Consider the following 21,015-nt stretch of genomic DNA (forward strand, 5'->3'; position numbering starts at 1 on the left):
AGGAGCCAATAGGGGCGGCCCTGTCAGCCACGGCACCCCCAAAAGCACCGTCCCTGTTACCTCCCAGGGGAGGCATCACAAGCCGCCTATGCCGCCAGGGGCGGAAACACCACCAGCACCCGCAGGCCGTTGCCGTCCGGCCCCACGCCCAGGCTGAGGGCGGCGCCGTGCAGCTCCGCCACCCGCTGCACGATGGACAGCCCCAGGCCGGAACCTTCCGCCCGGGCCGGCGCCAGCCGGGTGAAGCGCCCCAGGGCCCGCTCCCGGGCCTCGGCGGGAATGCCCGGACCGTCGTCGGCCACCGCCAGCACCACCCGCTCCCCGTCCCGGCCCAGGGACACCCACACATGGCCGCCCTCCCGGGTGTAGCGGATGGCGTTGTCCACCAGGTTGCGCAGCAGGATGCGCAGCAGGTCCCCATTGCCGGCCAGGGTCAGGCTGCCGTCGCCATCGCTGCCGGCCAGTTCCAGGGCCAGGTCCACCTGCCGGGACTGGGCCGCCGGGGCCAGCACGGCGCACACCTCCCGCGCCAGGGGCCGGGGGTCCAGGGGCTGCAGGCTTGCGTTGGCGCCCGGGTCCAGGCGGGCCAGGGTGAGCAGCTGTTCCACCAGCCGGGCCAGGCGTTCGGTGCCTTCCAGCACATTGAGCAGGGCCCGCTGCCGCACCTCCCCCTCCCCCGCCCGCAGGGCCACCTGGGCCTGGGTCTTGAGGGCGGCCAGGGGCGTGCGCAGTTCGTGGGCGGCGTTGGCGGTGAACTGGCGCTCGTTGTCCAGCAGGCGGGCGATGCGGGCGAAGAGGCCGTCCAGGGCCTGCACCAGGGGCGCCACTTCCGCCGGCACCGGACCGCTGCCCAGGGGCTGGGGCGAATCGGGGGGACGCCGGTCCAGCTGTTCGGCGATGCGGGCCAGGGGCACCAGGCCGCGGCCGACGGCCACCCACAGGGCTGCCGCCAGCAGGGGCAAGCCCAGGATCAGGGGCGCCAGCAGACGCATGGCGGCCTCCTGGGCCAGGGCATAGCGGATGTCGTGACTCTGGCCCACCTGCACCTGGCGCAGCCCGTCCCGGCTCCATTCGCTGTAGAAGCGCCATTCGCCGCCGTTCCAGCGGGTTTCGACAAAGCCCTCCACCGCCGTCAGGGGCGTCTGCCCGGCCCCGGCGGAATGGAGGGCCAGCATCGGCCCCTGGGGGGTGCGACGCCAGATCTGGAACAGCACTTCGCCGCCGGCGGCGCCGGGAGTGGGCCGCACTTCCACGTGGCCGCTGGTGGGCTCGGTGGCCAGCAGCAGGCGGGCGGTCTGCTGCAGGTGGGCATCGAAAATGTCGTCGGCCAGGTCGTGGGCCCGCAGGAAGGCGGCGGCGATGGTGGCCAGCCAGATCAGGGCCGACACGGCCAGCAGCAGCAGGAGCAGGCGGCGGCGCAGGGAATAGGCCGGCGTCGGGCGTTGCACGGCAGCCATCAGGACTCCGGCGCCGCGGGCGCGGCGGACGCCTCCCGGGCCACGGTGTAGCCAACGCCGCGCACGGTGCGGATCAGGTCGCTGCCGAACTTGCGCCGCAGGTGGTGGATGTGCACCTCCACCGCATTGCTGTCCACCGTCTCGTTCCAGCCGTAGGCGGCCTCCTCCAGCTGGTGCCGGGTCAGCACCCGACCGGCGGCGGCGAGCAGGGCCTCGAGCAGGGCGAACTCCCGGGGCGACAGCTCCACCGGCTGCCCCGCCAGCTCCACCCGGCGGGCCGCCGGGTCCAGGCGGATGGCCCCGTGTACCAGCAGCGGCGCCGCCCGGCCGGCGCTGCGGCGGATCAGGGCGCGCAGGCGGGCCGCCACCTCGTCCAGGTCGAAAGGCTTGACCAGGTAGTCGTCGGCGCCGCCGTCCAGGGCCGAGAGCTTGTCGGGCACCCCGTCCCGGGCGGTCAGCACCAGCACCGGCACCGGGTTGCCGGCAGCGCGGCAGCGGGCCAGCACCTCCTGGCCCGACAGCTGGGGCAGGTTGAGGTCCAGCACCACGGCGGCAAAGCAGTGGGCCTCGGGGCTGGCGAGGACGGTGGCGGCCTCCTGGCCGTCGCGCAGCCAGTCCACGGTGAAGCCGGCCTGGCCCAGACCGACCTGGAGCCCGTCTCCCAGCAGGGAATCGTCCTCGACGATGAGGATTCGCATGGCTTTATGCTATTTGAAAAAAAACGAAATGACTACGGAGAATTAGGCGCTAGAATAACCGCTTTTCATGGCCCCCCGATGCCGTCATGACCCCCAGGATGGACAACGCTGCCCGGCAGGACGATCCAGAACGCGAGCTTTTGCGCGGCCTGCGGGTGCTGCTGGTGGAGGACGACCCGGTGGCGCGCTGCGCCGCCGCCGGCATCCTCAGCCGCCACGTGGGCACCCTGTGGGAAGCGGCCGACGGCGACGAGGGCCTGCAGCTGTTCCGCCGGCACCAGCCGGACCTGGTCATTTCCGACATCGTCATGCCCCACCGGGACGGTCTCTCCCTGGCCCGGGAGATCAAGGCCCAGAGCCCGGCGACGCCGATCGTCATCATCACCTCCCACAGCGACAGCGGCGCCCTGCTCGACGCCATCGAGATCGGCATCGACCGCTACGTGCTCAAGCCCCTCAAGGCCAGCGCCCTGCTCGAAGCCATGGCCACCTGCGCCCGGGCCGCCCGCCTGGAGTCGGAACACCGCCTGGCCACCACCGTCTTTCACGCTTCCAGCGAAGCCATCATGATCACCGATGCGGAAAACCGCATCGTGGACGTCAATCCCGCCTTCACCCGCATCACCGGCTTCTCCCGGGGCGAGGTGCTGGGCCGCAATCCCCGCATCCTCCAGTCCGGCATCCAGAGCGAGCACTTCTACCGGGAGATGTGGGCGGCCATCAACCAGTACGGCCACTGGCGGGGCGAAATCTGGAACCGGCGGCGCAACGGCGAGCTGTATCCGGAATGGCTGGCGGTGGACCGGGTGCTCTCCCCCGAAGGCGCCGTGCTCAACTACGTCGCCATGTGGTCGGACATCTCCGAGCGCAAGGAGGCGGAGGCCCACATCCACTACCTGGCCCACTACGACGCCCTCACCGACCTGCCCAACCGGGTGCTGTTCAACGACCGCTTCACCCAGGCCCTGATCCACGCCCGCCGCTACGACCAGAGCGTGGCCCTGATGTTCGTGGACCTGGACCGCTTCAAGGTGGTCAACGACACCCTGGGCCACCGGGTCGGCGACGAGCTGCTGAAGCAGGTGGCCGAGCGCCTGCGCCGCTGCGTGCGCGAGGAGGACACGGTGTCGCGCCAGGGCGGCGACGAGTTCGTGGTGCTGCTGGCCAACCTGGACATGTCCGCCGACGCCGCCGTGGTCTCCGACAAGATCCTCGAGGCCCTGGCCGAGCCCATGTACTTCGAGGGCCACGAACTGAGCGTCACCTGCTCCATCGGCATCGCCTGCTACCCCAGCGACGGCGCCGACCCGGACACCCTGATGAAGAACGCCGACCTGGCCATGTACCGGGCCAAGAGCGTGGGCCGCAACAACTACCAGTTCTTCAGCCCCGAGCTGGAACAGGGCGCCCTCACCCGCCTGACCCTGGAAAACGCCATGCGCCGGGCCCTGGACCGGGACGAGTTCGAACTGCATTACCTGCCCCAGGTGGACAACCCCTCGGGCCGCCTGCTCAGCCTGGAAGCCCTGATCCGCTGGCAGCACCCGGAGCGGGGCCTGCTCCTGCCCAGCCAGTTCATCCCCCTGGCCGAGGAAAGCGGCCTGGTGCTGCCTATTTCCCTCTGGGTACTGCGCCGGGTGGCACGACAGCTGGCCGACTGGCGGCGGCAGAACCTGACCCTGGTGCCGGTGGCCATCAACCTGTGCGAAGCCCAGCTGCGCCAGCCCGATTTCGCCGAGGCCCTGGGCCGCATCCTGAGCGAGGAAGGGGTGGAAGGGCGCTGGATCGAGCTGGAATTCACCGAAGGCGCCCTCATGCACGACACCGAGCGCAACCTGCGGGTGCTCTCGGCCCTGAAGCGTCTGGGGGTCGGCATCACCCTGGACGACTTCGGCGTCGGCTATTCCAACCTCAACGTCCTGCGGCGCCTGCCGGTGGATACCCTGAAGATCGACCGCTCCCTGGTCACCGACGTGACCCGCAACGAGGACGACGCGGTGATCGTGGACGCCATTATTTCCATGGCCCAGTCCATGAACCTCAAGGTGGTGGCCGAGGGCGTGGAAACGGCCGACCAGGCCGGCTTCTTCAAGGCCCGGGCCTGCGCCGAAATCCAGGGCCACTTCTTCTCCAAGGCCATCGGCGCCGTGGAAGTGGCGGCCATGCTGGGCCACGCCCCGGCCGCCGCCAGCACCTCGTCCCCAGCCTGACCCCCATTCTCTCCCGGTAGATCCCGTACGGCCGTCCGGCGGATTTTCGCGCGTCGGCAAGACTCCATACGCAATCGTATGGAGTGTACGTATAATGTTGCGCGACAAAGATTCCCCGCGATCTAAAAAAGGAGACAGCATGGACCTGCAGGCCCTGTACCAGGAAAAACTCGTAACTCCCGCCGACGCCATCGCCTGCGTCAGGAATGGCGACACCATCGTCGTTCCCACCGGGGTCGGCGAACCGCCCGCCCTGCTCACCGCTCTCTCCGATGCCCGGCGCAACTACCGGGACGTCACCGTCTCCCAGATCCTGGCCCTGCGCAAATACGGCTACATCGACCCGGAAACCCGGGACCACGTGCGCCACACCGCCTACTTCTTCGGCGGCGCCACCCGCCCCGGCGGCCAGGCCGGCTGGGTCGATTTCATCCCCAACTATTTCGCCGAGCTGCCCCAGCTGATCGAGCGCGGCCTGTCGCCCGCCGACGTGGTCTTCACCATGGCCTCGCCCATGGACGAGCACGGCTACTTCGCCCTCTCCCTGGCCGCCGACTACACCATGGCCGCCGTGAAGAAGGCCCGGGCCATCGTCCTCGAAGTGAACCCCAACGTGCCCTTCGCCTACGGCGACTGTTACGTGCACATCTCCAAGGTCACCGCCCTGGTGGAAAGCAGCGACCCGGTGCTGGAAGTGGGCCTGCCCACCATCGGCCCGGTGCAGGAAGCCATCGGCAAATACGTGGCCGACCTGATCGAGGACGGCTCCACCCTGCAGATCGGCTACGGCGGCATTCCCGACGCCGTGGTGATGCAGCTCCAGCACAAGCACGACCTGGGCATCCACACCGAGATGATTGGCGACGGCATCCTTTCCCTGATCGAGTCCGGCGCCGTCACCAACAAGAAGAAGACCTTCATGCCCGGCAAGTCCGTGGCCACCTTCGCCCTGGGATCGAACAAGCTGTACAAGTTCATGCACCGCAATCCGGCCCTGGAAATGCATCCGGTGGAATTCACCAACGATCCCTACATCGCCGCCCGCAACGACAAGCTGATCGCCATCAACGCCACCATGCAGGTGGACCTGCTGGGCCAGTGCGGCTCCGAGAGCCTGGGCTTCTCCCCCTACTCCGGCACCGGCGGCCAGGCCGACTTCGTGCGCGCCGCCAACCGCTCCAAGGACGGCAAGGCCTTCATCGTGGTGCCCTCCACCGCCAAGGACGACACCATCTCCCGCATCGTCCCCACCCTGACCCCGGGCACCCACGTCACCACCAGCAAGAACGACATCAACTACGTGGTCACCGAGTACGGCGTCGCCCAACTGCGCGGCAAGAGCGCCAAGCAGCGGGTGGAAGCCCTGATCGGCATCGCCCACCCCAACTTCCGCAATGAACTGCGGGAAGCGGCTAAAAAGATGAATCTGCTCTAAAACGAAAGCCCCGGCAGCGCAGGCTGGCGGGGCTCGCTGGAGCGACAGGGCGCGGTCACCACCGCGCCCTTTTTCATGGCCCCGGCCGGGGCGCCTGCCAGATGTTGCGGCAGCCCGTCTCCTTGACCCAGAAGCTGGCGACGAAGCCGATGCAGGCGGCGGCCGCCATGCAGGCCATGCCGACGCGGAAGGTGTCCGGCCCATAGACGCGCACGCCGTTGGCCAGGGTACCGTCCCACACCTGGTCCATGGCCCAGCCGGCCAGGGGCTGCAGCAGGGCCCCGGCGAGGAAGCCGCCCATGTTGGTGACGCTGGTGGACATGCCGGACAGCATGGGCGGATTGACCTCCTTGGCGCAGGCCCAGGTGAGGGCGAAGCTGGCCGTGGTCAGGCCCATGAGGCCAAACAGGCAGTAGGTCGCCGCCAGGGGCAGGCGGATGTTGGTCAGCCAGAACAGCCACAGCAGGCAGTAGAGGAAGGCCCCGGCGATGACCACCGGTTTGCGCTTGCCGAGCCGGTCCGAGAGGGTGCCAATGAAAAAGCAGCCCAGGGCGAAGCCGGCGAAATAGAGGGAAAGATGGGAGGAGGCCTGGGCCCGGGTCAGCTCATGCACCCGCATCAGGTAGGGCGTGGCCCACAGGCCGGCAAAGGAGAAGAAGCTGCCGGCCAGGCCGAAATTGACCACCACCGCCGGCCAGGTGGAGCGGTTCTTCAGCACCGAAGCCAGACCGCCGAAGATCACCGTGCGGTCGAAGCGGGGCCGCTCGCCGCCGCCATCCTTGACGAAGAACCAGCAGGCCACGCCCAGGAGGGCCGAGAGGGCGCCGGCGCCGACAAAAATGCCGCGCCAGGAAATGCTCTGGGCCAGCAGGGAAAGGGGCGCGCCGGCCAGTACCGAGCCCAGATTGCCCACCAGCATGGAGGCCCCCACCAAGGTGGCGAAGCGCCGCTCGTCGAAATTGACGGCGATGATCTTGAGCATGGCGATAAAGGTCACCGACACCCCCAGGCCCACCAGGGTGCGCCCCACCAGGGCCTCGTTGAGGGTGTCGGCGAGGCCGAAGAGAACGCTGCCCGCCGCCGCCACCAGGCCGCCGAGGAAGAGGATGCGCCGCGGCCCCAGGGTATCCACCAGGACGCCGGTGGGCACCTGCATGATGGTGTAGACGTAGAAATAGGTGGCCGCCAGGGCGCCGAGGGACGCCGCCGTGGTCTGGAAGGCCAGGGTCAGGTCGTGGGCGATGCCCGCCGGGGCGAAGCGGTGGAAGAAGGACAGCATGTAGGCGGCGATGACCACCGCCAGGGTCACGGCACGGGCCGTGCGGGCGGAAGAACCGCCGCTTTGATGTGGGGGCATTTATGCCTCTCCTCTTGTCTCCTTTGGGGGAACGGCATCGTAGCATACGCAACCGTATGTCACGCCATTGGGGAATGCCCGCGGTCGGGCCGGGACCCAGAAAGGGCGGCCCCTGCCGTGCTATCCTTGGCCCCCTGAGCGCCCTGCCGCACCCAATCCCATTGCCGCTGCCATGACCACCTACGCCCTGCCCGATTTCGAAGCCAAGATCTGCCCCCCCGACCAACTGGCCGAGCGCGCCGCCCGCCTGGCCCGCCCCCTGGTATTCACCAACGGCTGTTTCGACATCCTGCACCGGGGCCACGTCACCTATCTGGCCCAGGCCCGGGCCCTGGGCGCCGCCATGGTGGTGGCCCTCAACACCGACGCCTCGGTCAAGCGCCTGGGCAAGGGCGACGACCGGCCGGTAAACCGGCTGGAAGACCGGCTGACGGTGATGGCCGCCCTCGGCTGTGTGGACCTGGTCACCTGGTTCGACGAGGACACGCCCCTGCAGCGCGTCCTCGAGGCCCGCCCCGAAGTCCTGGTGAAGGGCGGCGACTGGGCGCCGGAACGCATCGTCGGCGCCAGCGAGGTCCTGGGCTGGGGCGGCAGCGTCCACTCCATCCCATTCCTCCACGAAAAATCCACCACCGCCCTGCTGACCAAGATCCGCGCCCTCTAAAGGCACGCCATGGCTCACGCCCACCACCACGACTGCGGCCACGGGCACGCCCACAGCCACCACCACGGCGGCAAGGGCCTGCTGCTGGCCACCCTGCTGACCCTGGGCTTTGCCGGGGTGGAGGCCGTGGCCGGCGCCTGGAGCGGTTCCCTGGCCCTCATCGGCGATGCGGGCCACATGGTGAACGACGGCGTTGCCCTGGCCCTGGCCGCGGCCGCCGCCTGGGTTGCCCGGCGTCCGCCGAGCCATCGCCATACCTACGGCTGGGGCCGGGCCGAAGTGCTGGCCGCCCTGCTCAACGGCCTGGCCATGCTGGCCCTGGTGGTGGCGATCCTGGTGGAGGCGGTGCAACGCTTCCAGGACCCCGCCCCGGTGGCCGGCCCGGCGGTGATGGCGGTGGCCGTGGTGGGGCTGCTGATGAACGCCCTGGTGGCCTGGATGCTCAGCCGCGGCGAAAGCTCCCTCAACACCCGGGCCGCCCTGCTGCACGTGCTGGGCGACATGCTCGGCTCCGTGGCCGCCATCGCCTCCGGCGCCATCGTCTATTTCACCGGCTGGAAGCAGGCCGACCCCCTGCTGGCCGCCGGCATCGCCCTGCTCATCTCCGTCTCCAGCCTGCGCCTGCTGCGGGAGGCGCTGCACGCCCTGATGGAAGGCACGCCGCCCCACATCTCCGCGGCCGAGGTCGGCGCCGCCATGGAACAGGTGGACGGCGTGCTCGGGGTCTACGACCTGCATGTGTGGACGGTGGGCGACGGCGAGGTGATGCTCTCGGCCCATCTGCAGGTGGCCGACCTGGCCGCCTGGCCCCAGACCCTGGCCGGGCTGCGCCAGGTGCTGCAGCAGCGCTGGCACATCCGCCACGTCACCCTGCAGCCCGAGACGGACCCCATCGAACCGCTGCACCGCCCGGCCTGAAAGCCGCCCGCAGCAAAGCGAAAGCCCCCCTGGCGGGGCCTTTTTCACGCCGGGGAAGCCGGATGCTCTCCCGGGATAGCGTTCCTACTTGGCCTTGCTGGCGGAAAAATTCCTGGTCGCGCTGCCCCGGCCCAGTTCCGTCTGCCCGTCGGCGGCCAGGGCCCGCACCGTGATGCTGTAATCGTGGCCGAAGGTGACGAAGTTGTTGGGACAGGGGCCCAGATAACGCCCCAGGGCGCCCTCGGGCAGGCTGGCAGTGGCGCCGCCGGCATGGGGCACCGTGCCGCCGCCATGGTCCTTGTTCTGGAAATCCAGGTCGTTCATCACCACCGCCAGGGAGGCAGTCCCTTCGGGAATGCCGGAAATCTCCAGGGCAGGGGAGGTGTTGTCGCAGCGGTGCTTTTTCAGCCACTCCCAGTTCACACTGAGGGACGACTGGGCCAGGGCCAGGGGGCTGACGAGCAAGGCGGAGACGGCGAGAAGGGTGCGCAGGGACGGCATGCAAGGCTCCAAAAAAGAAAGAAGAAACAGCGGCGCCAGTTTATGACGCCGGCAGTTTCGGCGACGTGACAAAAGCCTCAGCCGATACAACTCCCCACATCCACCGAATCGATCTGCTCCGGGCGCAGGTAGCGTTCGCCGTACTCCCGGTACACGCCCGAGGTGAGGAACAGGTCGAACAGTTCCGGATCGATGTGCCCTTCCCGCTTCATGGCCACCATGATGCGGACGGCTTCGGAGAGGGTCTTGCCCTTCTTGTAGGGCCGGTCCACGGCGGTGAGGGCCTCGAAGATGTCGGCGATGGCCATCATGCGGGCCGGCGCGCTCATCTCCTCCCGCCGCAGGTGCCTCGGGTAGCCGCTGCCGTCCATTTTCTCGTGGTGGCCGCCGGCCAGCTCCGGCACGTTCTGCAGATGCCGCGGGAACGGCAGGGCGGTGAGCATGATGATGGTCTGCACGATGTGGTCGTTGATGATGTAGCGGTCCTCCTCGGAGAGGGTGCCCCGGGCCACGGCCAGGTTGTGCAGTTCGCCCCGGTTGAACTTCCAGGCCGGCACCTGCAGCTTGAAGCCCCAGGGATTGTCGGCCGGCATCAGGTCCCGCGGGCCCCGCTCCAGGAGATGCTCCGGCTTGTCCGCCAGCAGGGGCTCGGTAGCCGGCAGAGGCACCGGCGGCAGCTGGGCCTTGCGCCGCCCCTCTTCCCAGGACAGGCCCAGGCGGTCGTCCAGGGTGCGCCGCCAGGTGCGGCCGGCGATGCGCTGCAGGCGCTCCAACTTCTCCGGCGCCATGAATTCGCCGCCCTGGTTGCAGCTGGCAACGAAGGCGAACTCCTCGTCCAGCACCTGCCACTGGGCTTCCAGGGCCTGGCGCAGGGCCGCCCCGTCGCCGCCGGCGGCCACCTGCTGCCAGAACTCGATCTCCGCGTCCCGCTTGAGCACTTCGAAGCGCATGCGCACCTCGTGGATGCGGTCATACAGGGTTTCCAGCTTGGTCGCCTTGTCCACCACGTACTCGGGCGTGGTCACCTTGCCGCAGTCGTGCAGCCAGCCGGCAATGTGCAGGGCTTCCCATTCCTCGTCGCTGAGGGCGAAGTCGGCGTAGGGGCCGGCGGTGGCGTCGCAGGCGGCCCGGGCCAGCATCTTGGTCAGCTCCGGCACCCGCTGGCAGTGGCCGCCCGTATAGGGGCTCTTGGCGTCGATGGCACCGGCCACCAGCTGGATCAGGCTTTCCAGCAGGGCCTTCTGGGCCTGGATCAGGCGCTGGTTGTCGATGGCCACGGCGGAAGCCCCGGAGAGGGCCTCGATGAAGGAAATGCGCTCCGGCGACGGCGCCTCGGCGCTGCCCGGCAGGAACAGGGCCAGCACCCCCACCACCTCCTGGGCCCGGTTTTTCAGGGGCAGGGCCACCAGCAGCACCGGCAGGCCCACCAGGGGGCTGCCCGGGGCATCGAGGAATTCCATGCCGGGGGGGCGCTGGGGCGGCACATCCAGCACCTGGGTGCGGGCCTCCAGGACCGCCAGCAACAGGGGATGGGTCTCCCGGGCCGTCGGCAGGAAGACCAGGCCCGGCAGCCCCGCCACCTCGCCGCTGGCCGGCGCCCCTTGTTCTTCCGCGGCGGTCCCCACCTCCCAGCGCAGGGCCGCCGGCAGCAGGCCGCGGCCGTTCTCCGCCATCAGGTAGACGATGCCGCCGCTGGCCTCGGCGCTGGCCAGGGTCTCCTGCAGCACCCGCTCCAGCAGCCGGTCGAAATTGCGCTCGGCGGTGAGGGTGGCGCTGATGTCGAGGAACTTGCGGATGGTGCCCTTCATCTGGTTCATGGAGCGGGACAACTCGTCGATCTCCCAGATGGGGGAGCCCTTGGCCGGGGTGCCGTCGAAGCGGAAGCGGCGGATTTCCGCCGACTCCCGGATCAGGTCCTTCAGCTCGCCGGAGATGCGCCGGGCCAGCCACCAGGTGCCGGGAATGGCCAGGGCGATGAGGGCCAGGGTGACCCACAGGGTCCAGGTGCGGATGCGCACCGCCTCGGCCAGCAATTCGTTTTCCGGCGCCGCCACCAGCAGGTAGTTGGGCTCGTCCCCGGCCTCGGGGACCGCCACCGCCCGCCCGTGCCAGACCTGGCCGGCAGCCTCGATCACCCGGGAATTCCCGGCGCCAGCCGCGGCCAGGGCCCCCAGCACCGGCACTCCCAGCTGGTCCAGGGTCGGCAGCTGGCCGCCGGCCCGGGCATTGGCCCGGTGCAGCCGTTCCCGGTCCCGCTCCGCCAGAACCCGGCCCCGGGCATCTACCAGGGCCAGCTGGGAACCGGGGGTGATGCCGGCACCGGCGAGGGAGGCGGAAATCTCTTCCAGAGTCAGGTCCGCCGCCACCACGGCGCCGCTGCCGGCGAGGCGGGCGAAGGTCTTGCCCACCTCCCGGGTGGTGAAGAAGACGTAGGGCTCGGTGCGCACCAGGGCGGTGGCGGTCTGGGCCCGGATGAACCAGGGACGGCCCCGGGGATCGAAATCGTAGGCGGCCGGATGGCGCCGCTCCAGTTCCTGCAGCCACTCGTCGAAAAAGATGAAGGTGGGGCGCGCCGCCCTGCCCTGGCGCTCCATGCTCTGCACCAGGAAACGGGCGCCGGCCGGCGCCTGCACTGCCAGGGCCACGGCCCGGCTGGCCAGGGAGCGGATAAGGAAAAAGTCCCCGTTGCCGTAGCCCACATAGACGGCGGAGAGATGGGCGTTCTTTTCCAGGGCCTCCCGCAGCATGGGCAGGGCCTGCAGCCGGGAATCCAGGCTGGGAGCCGCGGCCAGGGGATGGTGCACCAGCAGTTCGACCAGGGTTTCCAGGGGGCCGTAGAGGCGCTGCAGGTCATCCCCGGTCTTGGCGGGCGGTGCGCTCGAAGACGTCGCTGGCGGCGGTCAGGACGATGCGGCGTGACTGGTGGAAATTGAACCAGCCGATCACCGAGCAGGCAACGAAAATGAGCAGGGTGAACAGGTAGGCGATGTGGATGTGCAGGGGATAGAGGCGGCCCCGCTGGCCCCTGGGAAAGACTGCTGCCTGAAGTGCCATGACCATTCTCCGCTGAGGCCCGTCGGGGCCGCGACATGGTCACAGGCTAACACCGGGACGCCGGGGGGAAACGCCACATCCGTCACGAAGTGGCCGGGGACGGGGGCGCCGGCGTTGATTTAGGTCAAGCCTGGCGATCGATTCTGGCGGCAGACTGGCGCTTTTCCCGATCCCGGAGTATTTCCACCATGCAAGGATTCCGCATTGCCGTCGTCGGCGCCGGCGAAACCGGCACCCCCCTGCTCAAGCAGCTGCTGACCGCCCCCTTCGTCACCGTCCTCGGCGTCGCCGACCTGGACCTGTCCATGCCCGGCATCGCCCTGGCCAAGGAGCACGGCGTCAAGGTCACCAACAACTTCATGGAGCTGGCCGCCCTGGGCAACGAAGTCGACATCATCATCGACGTCACCGGCGCCCCCAAGGTGCGCGAAGCCCTGCGCAAGCACATGGTGGACAGCGGCAACACCCACACCCTGATCATGCACGAGTCCATCGCCCTGCTGATGATGTCCCTCTCCGCCGGCAAGCTGGTGAGCGGCAAGCACGGCGACCAGGAATACGTCTGAGGCCAGGTCCCGGACCATGAAAAAAGCCGCCCGCGGGCGGCTTTTTCTTTGGCCGGAAGGCCGGGGCAAAGGGCTTACAGCACCACCTGGGTGCCCAGCTCCACCACCCGGTTGGAGGGAATCTTGAAGAAGCTGGTGGCGCTGCCGGCGTTGCGGAACAGGGCGATGAACAGCTTCTCGCGCCAGAAGGCCATTTCCGAGCCGAGGCGGGGGATCAGGGTCTCCCGGCCGAGGAAGAAGGAGGTCTCCAGCATCTCGAAGGAGAGGCCGTAGTCGGCGCAGAGGGAAAGGGCCTGGGGAATGTCCGGATCGTCCTTGAAGCCGTACTGGACGATGACGCGGAAGAAGTTTTCCTTCAGCTTGTGCACCTCCACCCGGTCGATCTCCGGCACGTAGGGCACGTCGAAGATCTGCACCGAGACCATGATCACCCGCTCGTGCAGCACCTTGTTGTGCATCAGGTTGTGCAGCAGGGAATGGGGCACGCCGTTGGGGTCCGCATTGAGGAAGACGGCGGTGCCGGGCACCCGGGTCGGCGGCGAGACGGCGATGCTGTCGATGAAGGGCAGCAGCTGCAGGGCCTCGCCCTTGAGGCGGTCGGCCAGGAGCTGGCGGCCCCGCTTCCAGGTGGTCATGAGGACGAAGACGAAGACGCCGACCACCAGGGGGAACCAGCCGCCGTCGGGAATCTTCAGGATGTTGGCGGTGAGGAAGGTCAGTTCCACCACCAGGAAGCCGGTGAACAGCAGCACCGCCCGGCTCCAGCCCCAGCGCCAGACCTTGGCCGCCACCACGGTGGCGAGCAGGGAGGTGATGACCATGTCGCCGGTGACAGCGATGCCGTAGGCCGCCGCCAGGTTGTTGGAGGACTTGAAGCCCAGCACCAGCACCGCCACGGCGCCGAAGAGGCCCCAGTTCACGCCCGGCAGGTAGATCTGGCCCTGCTCCTTCTCCGAGGTGTGCTGCACTTCCATGCGCGGCACGAAGCCCAGCTGCATGGCCTGGCGGGTCACCGAGAAGGCGCCGGAAATGACCGCCTGACAGGCGATCACCGTGGCCAGGGTGGCCAGGCAGACCAGGGGCATGACCGCCCATTCGGGAGCCAGGTTGAAGAAGGGATTGGTGGCGGCGGCGGGGTCGGCCAGGATCAGGGCGCCCTGGCCGAAATAGTTGAGCATCAGGGCCGGCAGCACGAAGCTGAACCAGGCCAGCTGGATCGGCTTGCGGCCGAAGTGGCCCATGTCGGCGTAGAGGGCCTCGGCCCCGGTCACCGCCAGCACCACGTTGCCCATGGCCACCAGGGCCATGGCCTTGTTGGCCAGGAGGAATTCGAAGCCGTAGACCGGGTTGGCGGCCAGCAGCACGTGGGGGTTGGCCATGATGTTCCACAGGCCCAGCAGGGCCAGGGTGGAGAACCACAGCATCATCACCGGCCCGAACATGACGCCCACCGTGGCGGTGCCCCGGCGCTGGATGAAGAAGAGGCCGAACAGCACCACCAGGGTGATGGGGATGACGAAGGGCTTGAAGGCCGGGGTGACGATCTCCAGGCCCTCCACCGCGGAGAGCACGGAAATGGCCGGGGTCACCATGCCGTCGCCGTAGAACATGGCGGCACCGAGGATGCCGATGATCATGATGATCTGCTGGCGCCGCTTGCGGTCCTGGGCCTCGTGCAGGGCCAGGGCGATGAGGGCCATGATGCCGCCTTCGCCCCGGTTGTCGGCCCGCATGATGAAGACCACGTACTTCAGGGAAACGACGATGATCAGCGCCCAGAAGAACAGGGACAGGCTGCCCAGGACGTTGGTCTCGGTCAGGGGGATAGGATGGTTGCCGGCGAAAACTTCTTTCATGGCGTACAGGGGACTGGTCCCGATGTCGCCATAGACCACGCCGAGGGCGGCCAGGGCCAGAGCTGCCAGCCGCGCCTTGGTGGTCTGAACGGAATCGTGCATGCGAACTCCCGCAGGGGTGTCGAAAGTAATGACAGCGCTGGGTCTTCCCCGCTTTTGCCGCGGTTTGGAAGACGGGCCGGCGCCCCTTGCCCAGGGGCATACCGACATCCGGCCGACCTTCCGCTACAGCATGGAGGCAACCGGGGTGCGCCAGTCTACACCCATTTATTGCGACGCAACATTCCCCTCCGTACGGCCCCGGCAGGGCGGCAAATGACTGCGTCCTGAATGTTGCCACCGATGGTGGCGGAAAGGCCCCAACTGTCTGGTAAACTCGCGTTTTCTCACGTCCATGCCCCCGGGCCCCCATGAAGTCAGCCCCCAAGTCCGTCCCCCTGCTCGAAATCAAAGGCACCACCCTGGCCATGACGGTGCTGCAGGCCGCCCTCCGCTCGGCGGACCTGCCCTCCCTGGCCGACAGCCTGACCGACCAGTACGGCCCCAGTTCGGATTTCTTCAGTTTCGAGCCCACCGTCATCGACCTGGGCGAACTGCCCGCCGACATCGAGCTGGACTGGGCCGGCCTGCTGCCCCTGCTGCGCCGCTACCAGGTGGCCCCCATCGGCGTGCGCAACGCCTCCCCGGCCCAGGCCGAAGCGGCCCGCAACGTCGGCCTGATCGTGGTCGAAGAGGCGGAAACCCAGGTGCGCCACAGCCCGCGCCGGGCCGAAGCCGAGACTCCGGCCGCCCCCGCAGCCCCGACGGCAGCCGCCGCCGCGCCGGCCCAGGCCGAGCTGGACATCGCCCCCGCCAACGCCCCGGCCAATGAAGCGCCCGCTGCCGCCCCGGCCCCCGCCCCGGCAGCAGAAGCGGCCCCCAGAGGCACCCTGGTGCTGGACAAGCCCCTGCGCAGCGGCCAGCAGGTCTATGCCCGAGGCGGCGACCTGGTGGTGCTGGCCATGGTCAGCCCGGGTGCCGAGGTCATCGCCGACGGCAACATCCACATCTATGCCCCCCTGCGCGGCCGCGCCCTGGCCGGCGCCCGGGGCGACGCCAATGCCCGCATCTTCACCACCTGTTTCGAAGCCGAGCTGACCTCCGTCGCCGGGGTGTACCGCACCTTCGAACCGGGTTCGGAGAAGAGCCTCACCGGCAAGCCCGTACAAATCCGTCTGGAAGGCGAAAAGCTCGTGCTCGAAGCCCTCAAGACCAGCTGAACCCAAAATTTCCGACAACTCTTACTCTTACCAATCCAGAGGTCCCATGAGAATCATCGTCGTCACTTCCGGCAAGGGTGGTGTGGGCAAGACCACCACCAGCGCAGCCTTCGCCTCCGGCCTGGCCCTGCGCGGCTTCAAGACCGCGGTCATCGACTTCGACGTCGGCCTGCGCAACCTGGACCTGATCATGGGCTGCGAACGCCGGGTGGTCTACGACCTGGTGAACGTCATCAACGGCGAAGCCAACCTGACCCAGGCCCTGATCAAGGACAAGCACGCCGAGAACCTCTTCGTGCTGCCCGCCTCCCAGACCCGGGACAAGGACGCCCTGACCGAAGAAGGCGTGGAGAAGGTGCTCAAGGAACTGGAGCACATGGGCTTCGACTACGTGGTCTGCGACTCCCCCGCCGGCATCGAGCGGGGCGCCGTCATGGCCCTCACCTTCGCCGACGAGGCCATCGTCGTCTCCAATCCGGAAGTCTCCTCCGTGCGCGACTCGGACCGCATCCTGGGCATCGTCCAGTCCAAGTCCCGCCGCGCCAAGGAAGGCAACGAGGCGGTCAAGGAACACCTGCTGGTGACCCGCTATTCGCCCAAGCGCGTGGAGGACGGCGAGATGCTCTCCTACAAGGACGTGCACGAACTGCTGCGCATTCCCCTGCTCGGCGTCATTCCCGAATCCGAAGTTGTGCTGCAGGCCTCCAACCAGGGCACGCCCGCCATCCACATGAACGGCAGCGACGTGGCCGACGCCTACCAGGACATGGTGGCCCGTTTCCTCGGCGAGGAAGTGCCCCTGCGCTTCGTGGACTACGAAAAGCCGGGCATCCTGAAGCGCCTGTTCGGAGGCAAGTGACATGTCCCTGCTCGACCTTCTTTTTGGCCAGAAACAAAAGACCGCTTCGGTCGCCAAGGAGCGCCTGCAGCTCATCATCGCCCGGGAACGCAGCGGTGAGCAGAGCTCGCCGGATTTCCTGCCTCAACTGCAGCAGGAGCTGATCGCCGTCATCTCCAAGTACGTCAAGGTGAACCAGGACGACATCAAGGTCTCCCTGGAGAAGAAGAACAACTTCGAAGTGCTGGAAGTGAACATCGTTCTGCCGGAAGTGGGCCAGGCCCGCTGAAGCGTTCCACCGCCAAGCAAAAAGCCGGGGCATGCCCCGGCTTTTTCTTTGCCCTACGTTTGGCCCCGCCCTTGACGGCAGAGCCGGCCCCGCCTCAGAAGAAGCGGGTCAGGCGGACCACCCAGCGCCGGTCTTCCAGGAGGCCGTTTTCCGTGCGGAAATCCCCGCCGTATTGCAGGGACAGCTTGCCGACGGGCGAGTTGGCGGTGGCCGTGAGCTGATAGCGCTCCAGCTGGGTGCGGTCGTTCTGGGCCACGCCCGCCACCCGGGTCTCGCCGCCCCAGGTGTAGAAATAGGTGGCGGCCAGGGCAAAGGTGGCATTGATGTCGTAGCGCAGGCCGGTCTGGGCGGTGTACAGCACCTCCTGGTCCTGCTCCCGGCGCAGGGGGCCGAATTCCTTGTTGGTGCCGGAGCGCATGCCGTCCACCGCGCCCATCCAGTGCAGATTGCGCAGCACGGCGGTCTGCAGGCCGACCTGCAGGGCCGTGCTGACCCGGTTGCTGCCCATGTTGAGGACGCGCCCCGCCTGGTAATCCCCGGTGGGCAGGGTCAGGTAGCCGCCCAGGGCGAAATAGGTCTGGCTGGCATGGTTGGCGTAGGGCCACACGGCCAGCAGCATGGTGGTGTCGCCGAAGCCCGAAGCCCCCGGCAGGCTGGACAGAGTGCCGCCCGGATGCAGGCTGCCGACGGGCTGCTGCAGATAGGAGAAGGCGGGCATGCCGCCCAGGTCGAAGGTGGCGCCCAGGCGCAGCTGGGTCTGGGACAGGGTCACCTTGGGCTCGCCGGGCATCTTGCGGCCGCGGACGTACATGTCGCCCCGGTCGCTGTCCTGGTAGGCCAGCTGGATCATCCTGGTGCCGGAGGGCGGCACCTGCAGATCCCCCGGCTGGAGGTCGATGGCCCAGGCGGCGGCGCTGGGCAGCAGCAGGGCGAGGTAGGTGAGTTTGCGCATGGCGCGCAAGTGTGGCGAAAGGCCCCCGGATAGGCAAGCTAGGGCCTTCCCCAGGGCAGGCCTGGCCCGAGGCCGGCAGCCGCGCTCAGCCCCCGCGCCAGTCCGCCAGGGCGGCCGCCACTTGGGCCACGGCGCCGTCCCAGTCGCCCCAGGCCGGCTGGCGGAAGAGGCGCAGGCTGGCGTACCAGGGGGTCGCCGCCCCCTGCCGGCCCCAGCGCCATTCGCCGCCGTGCTGCAGCAGCAGCCAGCAGGGGCGGCCGAGGGCGCCGGCCAGGTGGGCCACCGCCGTGTCCACGCTGATGACCAGGTCCAGCTGCTGCACCAGGGCGGCGGTGTCGGCCCAGTCCTCCAGCCATTCATCCACCCGCTGCAGATGAGGCAGGGCGGCCAGGGCTTCCTGGTCGGCGGCCGGGATCATCTGCTGCAGGCAATAGAAGCGGCGCCCCGGCCCCAGCAGGGGCTGCAGCTGCGCCAGGGCAAGGTTGCGGCCGGCATCGCCGTCGGCCTTGGCCGACCACACCAGGCCGATGCGCATGCCCTGGAAGGCAGGCAGGACGGGCATCCTGGCGGCACGCTCCGGGGATGCCCGCAGATAGGGCGTCCCAGGCCCTTCTTCGGGACGGCACAGGCCCAGGGCCAGGGGCAGGCTGAGCAGGGGACAGTGCAGGTCGTGGGGCGGCAGCTCGGCCGGCGCCGGCAGCACCTCGATTCCCGGCCCCAGGCTGGCGGCCAGGGCGGCCAGGGACGGCGGCAGCAGCAACAGCACCCGGGCGCCGAGGGCCGCCACCCGGGGCACGTAGCGCAGGAACTGGAGGGTGTCGCCCAGGCCCTGCTCGGCCCACAGCAGCACGGTCCGCCCCTCGGGGGAATGGCGGCCCAGCCACAGGGGAGCATTGCTGGGCAGCCAGGCATCGGCCATCTGCCGGGTTTCCCAGCGCCATTCGTAGCGCTGCCAGCCCTGGCGCCAGCGCCCCAGGGCGAAGCAGCAGTGGGCCTGCTCCACCAGGGCCTCCGGGTGGTCGAGATGGAAGCACAGCAACTGCTCGTAGCTGGCGAAGGCGGCCTCCCAGCGGCCCAGGGCCTGCAGCACCCGGCCCCGCTGCAGGCGCACCTGGAGATTGCCCGGTTCCCGCTCCAGGGCCCGGTCCAGGGCCGCCAGGGCTTCCTCGTGCCGGTACAGGGCGGCCAGGGCCGCACCCCGGCGGGCCTCCAGACCCCAGCAGCGGGGATCGAGCCGGCGGGCCTGGTCGAAGTCGGCCAGGGCGGCTGCCGCCCGGCCGGCGCCGAGGCGGATGTTGCCCCGCAGCACATGGAAATCCACGTTGTCCCGATCGATCTCCAGCAGGGTGCCGTAGTGCTCCTCCGCCTCCTGTTGCAGCTGGCGGCACTGGGCCGCCGCCTCGCCGTCGTCCGGGGCGTCGCGCAGGTAGCGGCCGTAGGCGGCGATGGCTTCCTCGTAACAGCCCAGCTCGGCCATCAGGCGGGCGCAGTTTAGGTGCAGGGGATAGAGCCGGGGATTGACCGCCAGGGCCTGCTGCAGGCAGCCCAGGGCGGCCTCGGTGCAGCCTTCCTGGCGCAGGCTGGTGCTGCGCCCCACCAGGGCGATGATCTGTTCCAGTCCGTCGATGTGCGACATGCGTTGCCGGCTCCCCATGCTTGCCATGACCGGCGCCGCCGGCTGCGCCGGGACGCCACCGGGGCATTCTTGGCCCGGGGGATGTAAATACGGGTTAAGCCCCGGGTAAATCCGGGTTAAGACGATGGCCGACCCTGTGCGGAATCCCGGAACGCCCCCCCCGGGGTGTGCGGTTTTCCGGAAAGCCCGGGGCGACGCGGCACCCCGACGCCGAGCCAAATCTCCGCAAAAACAATTACCTGCAAACCTTTCCGGCGGATGGCACGGTCCCTGCAAACAGGAGCCTCACAACCCGGCACTGCCGCCGGGGACATCCACCCTGTGAGGAGACTTCCATGCAACAACGCAAAGTTCTGGCTGCGGCCGTCACCGCCCTCTGTGCTTCCGCCCTGCTGGCCGCCGCGCCGGCCCGGGCCGAGGACGTGGTGCGCCTGGGCAACCTGAAGTTCGCCCACTACGGCGCCGTGTCCTACATGAAGGAGCTGTGCGCCAAGTACGACCTGAAGGTGGAGGAACGCATGTTCCCCAAGGGCCCGGACATCATGCCGGCCATCGTCGCCGGTGAGGTGGACATCGCCGCCCTGGCCTCCGACGGCGCCATCTCCGGCCGCGCCAACGGCGTGCCCATCTATACCGTGGCCGGCTTCGCCAAGGGCGGCGCCCGCCTGGTGGCCGGCGCCGACACCGGCATCAAGGATATCCAGGGCCTCAAGGGCAAAAAAGTGGGCGTCACCCGGGGCGGCGCCCACGAGCTGCTGCTCTACGCCGAACTGGAAAAGGCTGGCCTGACCTGGTCCGACAAGCCGGGCAAGGACGTGCAGATCGTTTTCCTCGCCTTCGCCGACCTCAACCAGGCCCTGGCCGCCAAGCAGATCGACGCCATGTGCCAGTCCGAGCCCCAGTCCTCCCAGGCCCTCAACAAGAAGTTCGGGGTGGAGATCATGAAGCCCTACAACACCGCCATGGGCGAGCCGGTGCGCCTCCTGGTGATGACCGAGAAGCTCTACAACGAGAAGAAGGACGTGGCCCAGCGGGTCATGAAGTGCTTCGTCGAAGCCACCGCCCTGTTCAACAAGGACATGGCCCTGGCCGAGAAGTACGTGCGCGAGCAGATGTTCAAGGGCCAGATCAGTTCCCAGGACTTCAAGGACGCCATGGACAACGCCGATTACACCTACGACGTTTCCCCCGAGCACATCGACATCACCACCTCCTTCATGCAGAAGTACGGCGTCGGCCGCATGGCCAAGCCGCCCAAGGCCGCCGAGTGGGTCAAGCTGGACCTGCTGCAGAAGGCCAAGACCGAACTGAAGGTGAAGTAAGGC

Annotated in this window: 18 protein-coding genes; 9 read left to right on the forward strand and 9 right to left on the reverse strand. The window is 68.6% G+C overall.

The features are described 5' to 3' along the window. Positions 1 to 86: 86 nt before the first annotated feature. A complete protein-coding gene (locus OEL49_RS02315; protein WP_287873901.1) occupies positions 87 to 1,457 on the reverse strand; it encodes an ATP-binding protein in 1,371 nt (456 codons plus the stop codon). Further along, positions 1,457 to 2,155, reverse strand: coding sequence for a winged helix-turn-helix domain-containing protein (locus tag OEL49_RS02320; protein WP_287873902.1), 699 nt, complete (start codon positions 2,153 to 2,155; stop codon positions 1,457 to 1,459). The genes OEL49_RS02315 and OEL49_RS02320 overlap by 1 nt, the downstream gene beginning before the upstream one ends. An 86-nt stretch (positions 2,156 to 2,241) precedes the next feature. Between OEL49_RS02320 and OEL49_RS02325 the strand changes: the two genes are divergently transcribed. Together OEL49_RS02325 and OEL49_RS02330 are read left to right on the forward strand one after the other, a co-directional pair. Beyond that, a complete protein-coding gene (locus OEL49_RS02325) occupies positions 2,242 to 4,365 on the forward strand; it encodes a putative bifunctional diguanylate cyclase/phosphodiesterase (RefSeq protein WP_287873903.1) in 2,124 nt (707 codons plus the stop codon). A 139-nt stretch (positions 4,366 to 4,504) separates the two neighbouring features. Then, a complete protein-coding gene (locus OEL49_RS02330; protein WP_014238458.1) occupies positions 4,505 to 5,800 on the forward strand; it encodes an acetyl-CoA hydrolase/transferase family protein in 1,296 nt (431 codons plus the stop codon). A 73-nt stretch (positions 5,801 to 5,873) separates the two neighbouring features. On the opposite strand, the gene OEL49_RS02335 is transcribed toward OEL49_RS02330, so the two are convergent. Then, the gene (locus tag OEL49_RS02335; RefSeq protein ID WP_130459023.1) at positions 5,874 to 7,157 is read right to left on the reverse strand and encodes an MFS transporter; all 1,284 of its coding nucleotides are present in this window, start codon (positions 7,155 to 7,157) and stop codon (positions 5,874 to 5,876) included. Positions 7,158 to 7,329: 172 nt separating this feature from the next. On the opposite strand from OEL49_RS02335, the gene rfaE2 reads away from it, so the two are divergent. Both rfaE2 and OEL49_RS02345 read left to right on the forward strand, forming a co-directional pair. After that, positions 7,330 to 7,821 (forward strand): D-glycero-beta-D-manno-heptose 1-phosphate adenylyltransferase, encoded by a 492-nt coding sequence (rfaE2, locus tag OEL49_RS02340; protein ID WP_287873904.1) that lies wholly within the window; start codon positions 7,330 to 7,332, stop codon positions 7,819 to 7,821. 9 nt (positions 7,822 to 7,830) lie between these two features. Further along, positions 7,831 to 8,739 carry a cation diffusion facilitator family transporter gene (locus tag OEL49_RS02345; RefSeq protein WP_287873905.1) on the forward strand — a complete coding sequence of 303 codons (909 nt, stop codon included), beginning with the start codon at positions 7,831 to 7,833 and terminating at the stop codon, positions 8,737 to 8,739. Between the two features lie 84 nt (positions 8,740 to 8,823). On the opposite strand, the gene OEL49_RS02350 is transcribed toward OEL49_RS02345, so the two are convergent. The 3 genes from OEL49_RS02350 to OEL49_RS02360 form a co-directional block, all read right to left on the reverse strand. Further along, complete coding sequence (locus OEL49_RS02350; RefSeq protein WP_287873906.1) at positions 8,824 to 9,240, reverse strand: hypothetical protein; 417 nt, start codon at positions 9,238 to 9,240, stop codon at positions 8,824 to 8,826. Positions 9,241 to 9,317: 77 nt separating this feature from the next. After that, the gene (locus OEL49_RS02355) at positions 9,318 to 12,044 is read right to left on the reverse strand and encodes an HD domain-containing phosphohydrolase (protein ID WP_287873907.1); all 2,727 of its coding nucleotides are present in this window, start codon (positions 12,042 to 12,044) and stop codon (positions 9,318 to 9,320) included. Between the two features lie 46 nt (positions 12,045 to 12,090). Beyond that, a complete protein-coding gene (locus tag OEL49_RS02360) occupies positions 12,091 to 12,294 on the reverse strand; it encodes a hypothetical protein (protein WP_287873908.1) in 204 nt (67 codons plus the stop codon). 188 nt (positions 12,295 to 12,482) lie between these two features. Between OEL49_RS02360 and OEL49_RS02365 the strand changes: the two genes are divergently transcribed. Beyond that, the gene (locus tag OEL49_RS02365) at positions 12,483 to 12,860 is read left to right on the forward strand and encodes an oxidoreductase (RefSeq protein WP_014238464.1); all 378 of its coding nucleotides are present in this window, start codon (positions 12,483 to 12,485) and stop codon (positions 12,858 to 12,860) included. A gap of 74 nt (positions 12,861 to 12,934) precedes the next feature. Here OEL49_RS02365 and OEL49_RS02370 read toward each other — a convergent pair whose 3' ends face one another. Further along, entirely contained in the window at positions 12,935 to 14,818 is a 1,884-nt protein-coding gene (locus OEL49_RS02370) for a potassium transporter Kup (protein WP_014238465.1), read from the reverse strand. Between the two features lie 308 nt (positions 14,819 to 15,126). On the opposite strand from OEL49_RS02370, the gene minC reads away from it, so the two are divergent. Genes minC through minE form a run of 3 tightly spaced genes read left to right on the forward strand, consistent with a single transcriptional unit; the run spans position 15,127 to position 17,102 of the window. Next, a complete protein-coding gene (minC, locus tag OEL49_RS02375) occupies positions 15,127 to 15,975 on the forward strand; it encodes a septum site-determining protein MinC (protein WP_287873909.1) in 849 nt (282 codons plus the stop codon). Positions 15,976 to 16,021: 46 nt separating this feature from the next. Continuing rightward, entirely contained in the window at positions 16,022 to 16,834 is an 813-nt protein-coding gene (minD, locus tag OEL49_RS02380; protein WP_014238467.1) for a septum site-determining protein MinD, read from the forward strand. Between the two features lies 1 nt (position 16,835). Next, positions 16,836 to 17,102, forward strand: a complete 267-nt coding sequence (minE, locus tag OEL49_RS02385) for a cell division topological specificity factor MinE (protein ID WP_014238468.1) — start codon at positions 16,836 to 16,838, stop codon at positions 17,100 to 17,102. A 94-nt stretch (positions 17,103 to 17,196) separates the two neighbouring features. Here the strand turns inward: minE and OEL49_RS02390 are convergent, their stop codons facing one another. Continuing rightward, positions 17,197 to 18,054 (reverse strand): transporter, encoded by an 858-nt coding sequence (locus OEL49_RS02390; protein ID WP_287873910.1) that lies wholly within the window; start codon positions 18,052 to 18,054, stop codon positions 17,197 to 17,199. An 85-nt stretch (positions 18,055 to 18,139) separates the two neighbouring features. Next, positions 18,140 to 19,690 (reverse strand): tetratricopeptide repeat-containing glycosyltransferase family protein, encoded by a 1,551-nt coding sequence (locus OEL49_RS02395; protein ID WP_287873911.1) that lies wholly within the window; start codon positions 19,688 to 19,690, stop codon positions 18,140 to 18,142. 335 nt (positions 19,691 to 20,025) lie between these two features. On the opposite strand from OEL49_RS02395, the gene OEL49_RS02400 reads away from it, so the two are divergent. Further along, the gene (locus OEL49_RS02400) at positions 20,026 to 21,012 is read left to right on the forward strand and encodes an ABC transporter substrate-binding protein (RefSeq protein ID WP_014238470.1); all 987 of its coding nucleotides are present in this window, start codon (positions 20,026 to 20,028) and stop codon (positions 21,010 to 21,012) included. Positions 21,013 to 21,015: the final 3 nt, after the last annotated feature.

The sequence above is a fragment of the Azospira sp. genome (assembly GCF_030247495.1).
GTDB classification, from domain to species: Bacteria; Pseudomonadota; Gammaproteobacteria; order Burkholderiales; family Rhodocyclaceae; genus Azospira; species Azospira oryzae.

Bases quoted from the DNA above. Each gene is read 5' to 3' on its own strand.
- OEL49_RS02315 (WP_287873901.1), bottom strand. From the start codon at position 1,457: ATGGCTGCCGTGCAACGCCCGACGCCGGCCTATTCCCTGCGCCGCCGC.
- OEL49_RS02320 (WP_287873902.1), bottom strand. From the start codon at position 2,155: ATGCGAATCCTCATCGTCGAGGACGATTCCCTGCTGGGAGACGGGCTC.
- OEL49_RS02325 (WP_287873903.1), top strand. From the start codon at position 2,242: ATGACCCCCAGGATGGACAACGCTGCCCGGCAGGACGATCCAGAACGC.
- OEL49_RS02330 (WP_014238458.1), top strand. From the start codon at position 4,505: ATGGACCTGCAGGCCCTGTACCAGGAAAAACTCGTAACTCCCGCCGAC.
- OEL49_RS02335 (WP_130459023.1), bottom strand. From the start codon at position 7,157: ATGCCCCCACATCAAAGCGGCGGTTCTTCCGCCCGCACGGCCCGTGCC.
- rfaE2 (WP_287873904.1), top strand. From the start codon at position 7,330: ATGACCACCTACGCCCTGCCCGATTTCGAAGCCAAGATCTGCCCCCCC.
- OEL49_RS02345 (WP_287873905.1), top strand. From the start codon at position 7,831: ATGGCTCACGCCCACCACCACGACTGCGGCCACGGGCACGCCCACAGC.
- OEL49_RS02350 (WP_287873906.1), bottom strand. From the start codon at position 9,240: ATGCCGTCCCTGCGCACCCTTCTCGCCGTCTCCGCCTTGCTCGTCAGC.
- OEL49_RS02360 (WP_287873908.1), bottom strand. From the start codon at position 12,294: ATGGCACTTCAGGCAGCAGTCTTTCCCAGGGGCCAGCGGGGCCGCCTC.
- OEL49_RS02365 (WP_014238464.1), top strand. From the start codon at position 12,483: ATGCAAGGATTCCGCATTGCCGTCGTCGGCGCCGGCGAAACCGGCACC.
- OEL49_RS02370 (WP_014238465.1), bottom strand. From the start codon at position 14,818: ATGCACGATTCCGTTCAGACCACCAAGGCGCGGCTGGCAGCTCTGGCC.
- minC (WP_287873909.1), top strand. From the start codon at position 15,127: ATGAAGTCAGCCCCCAAGTCCGTCCCCCTGCTCGAAATCAAAGGCACC.
- minD (WP_014238467.1), top strand. From the start codon at position 16,022: ATGAGAATCATCGTCGTCACTTCCGGCAAGGGTGGTGTGGGCAAGACC.
- minE (WP_014238468.1), top strand. From the start codon at position 16,836: ATGTCCCTGCTCGACCTTCTTTTTGGCCAGAAACAAAAGACCGCTTCG.
- OEL49_RS02390 (WP_287873910.1), bottom strand. From the start codon at position 18,054: ATGCGCAAACTCACCTACCTCGCCCTGCTGCTGCCCAGCGCCGCCGCC.
- OEL49_RS02395 (WP_287873911.1), bottom strand. From the start codon at position 19,690: ATGTCGCACATCGACGGACTGGAACAGATCATCGCCCTGGTGGGGCGC.
- OEL49_RS02400 (WP_014238470.1), top strand. From the start codon at position 20,026: ATGCAACAACGCAAAGTTCTGGCTGCGGCCGTCACCGCCCTCTGTGCT.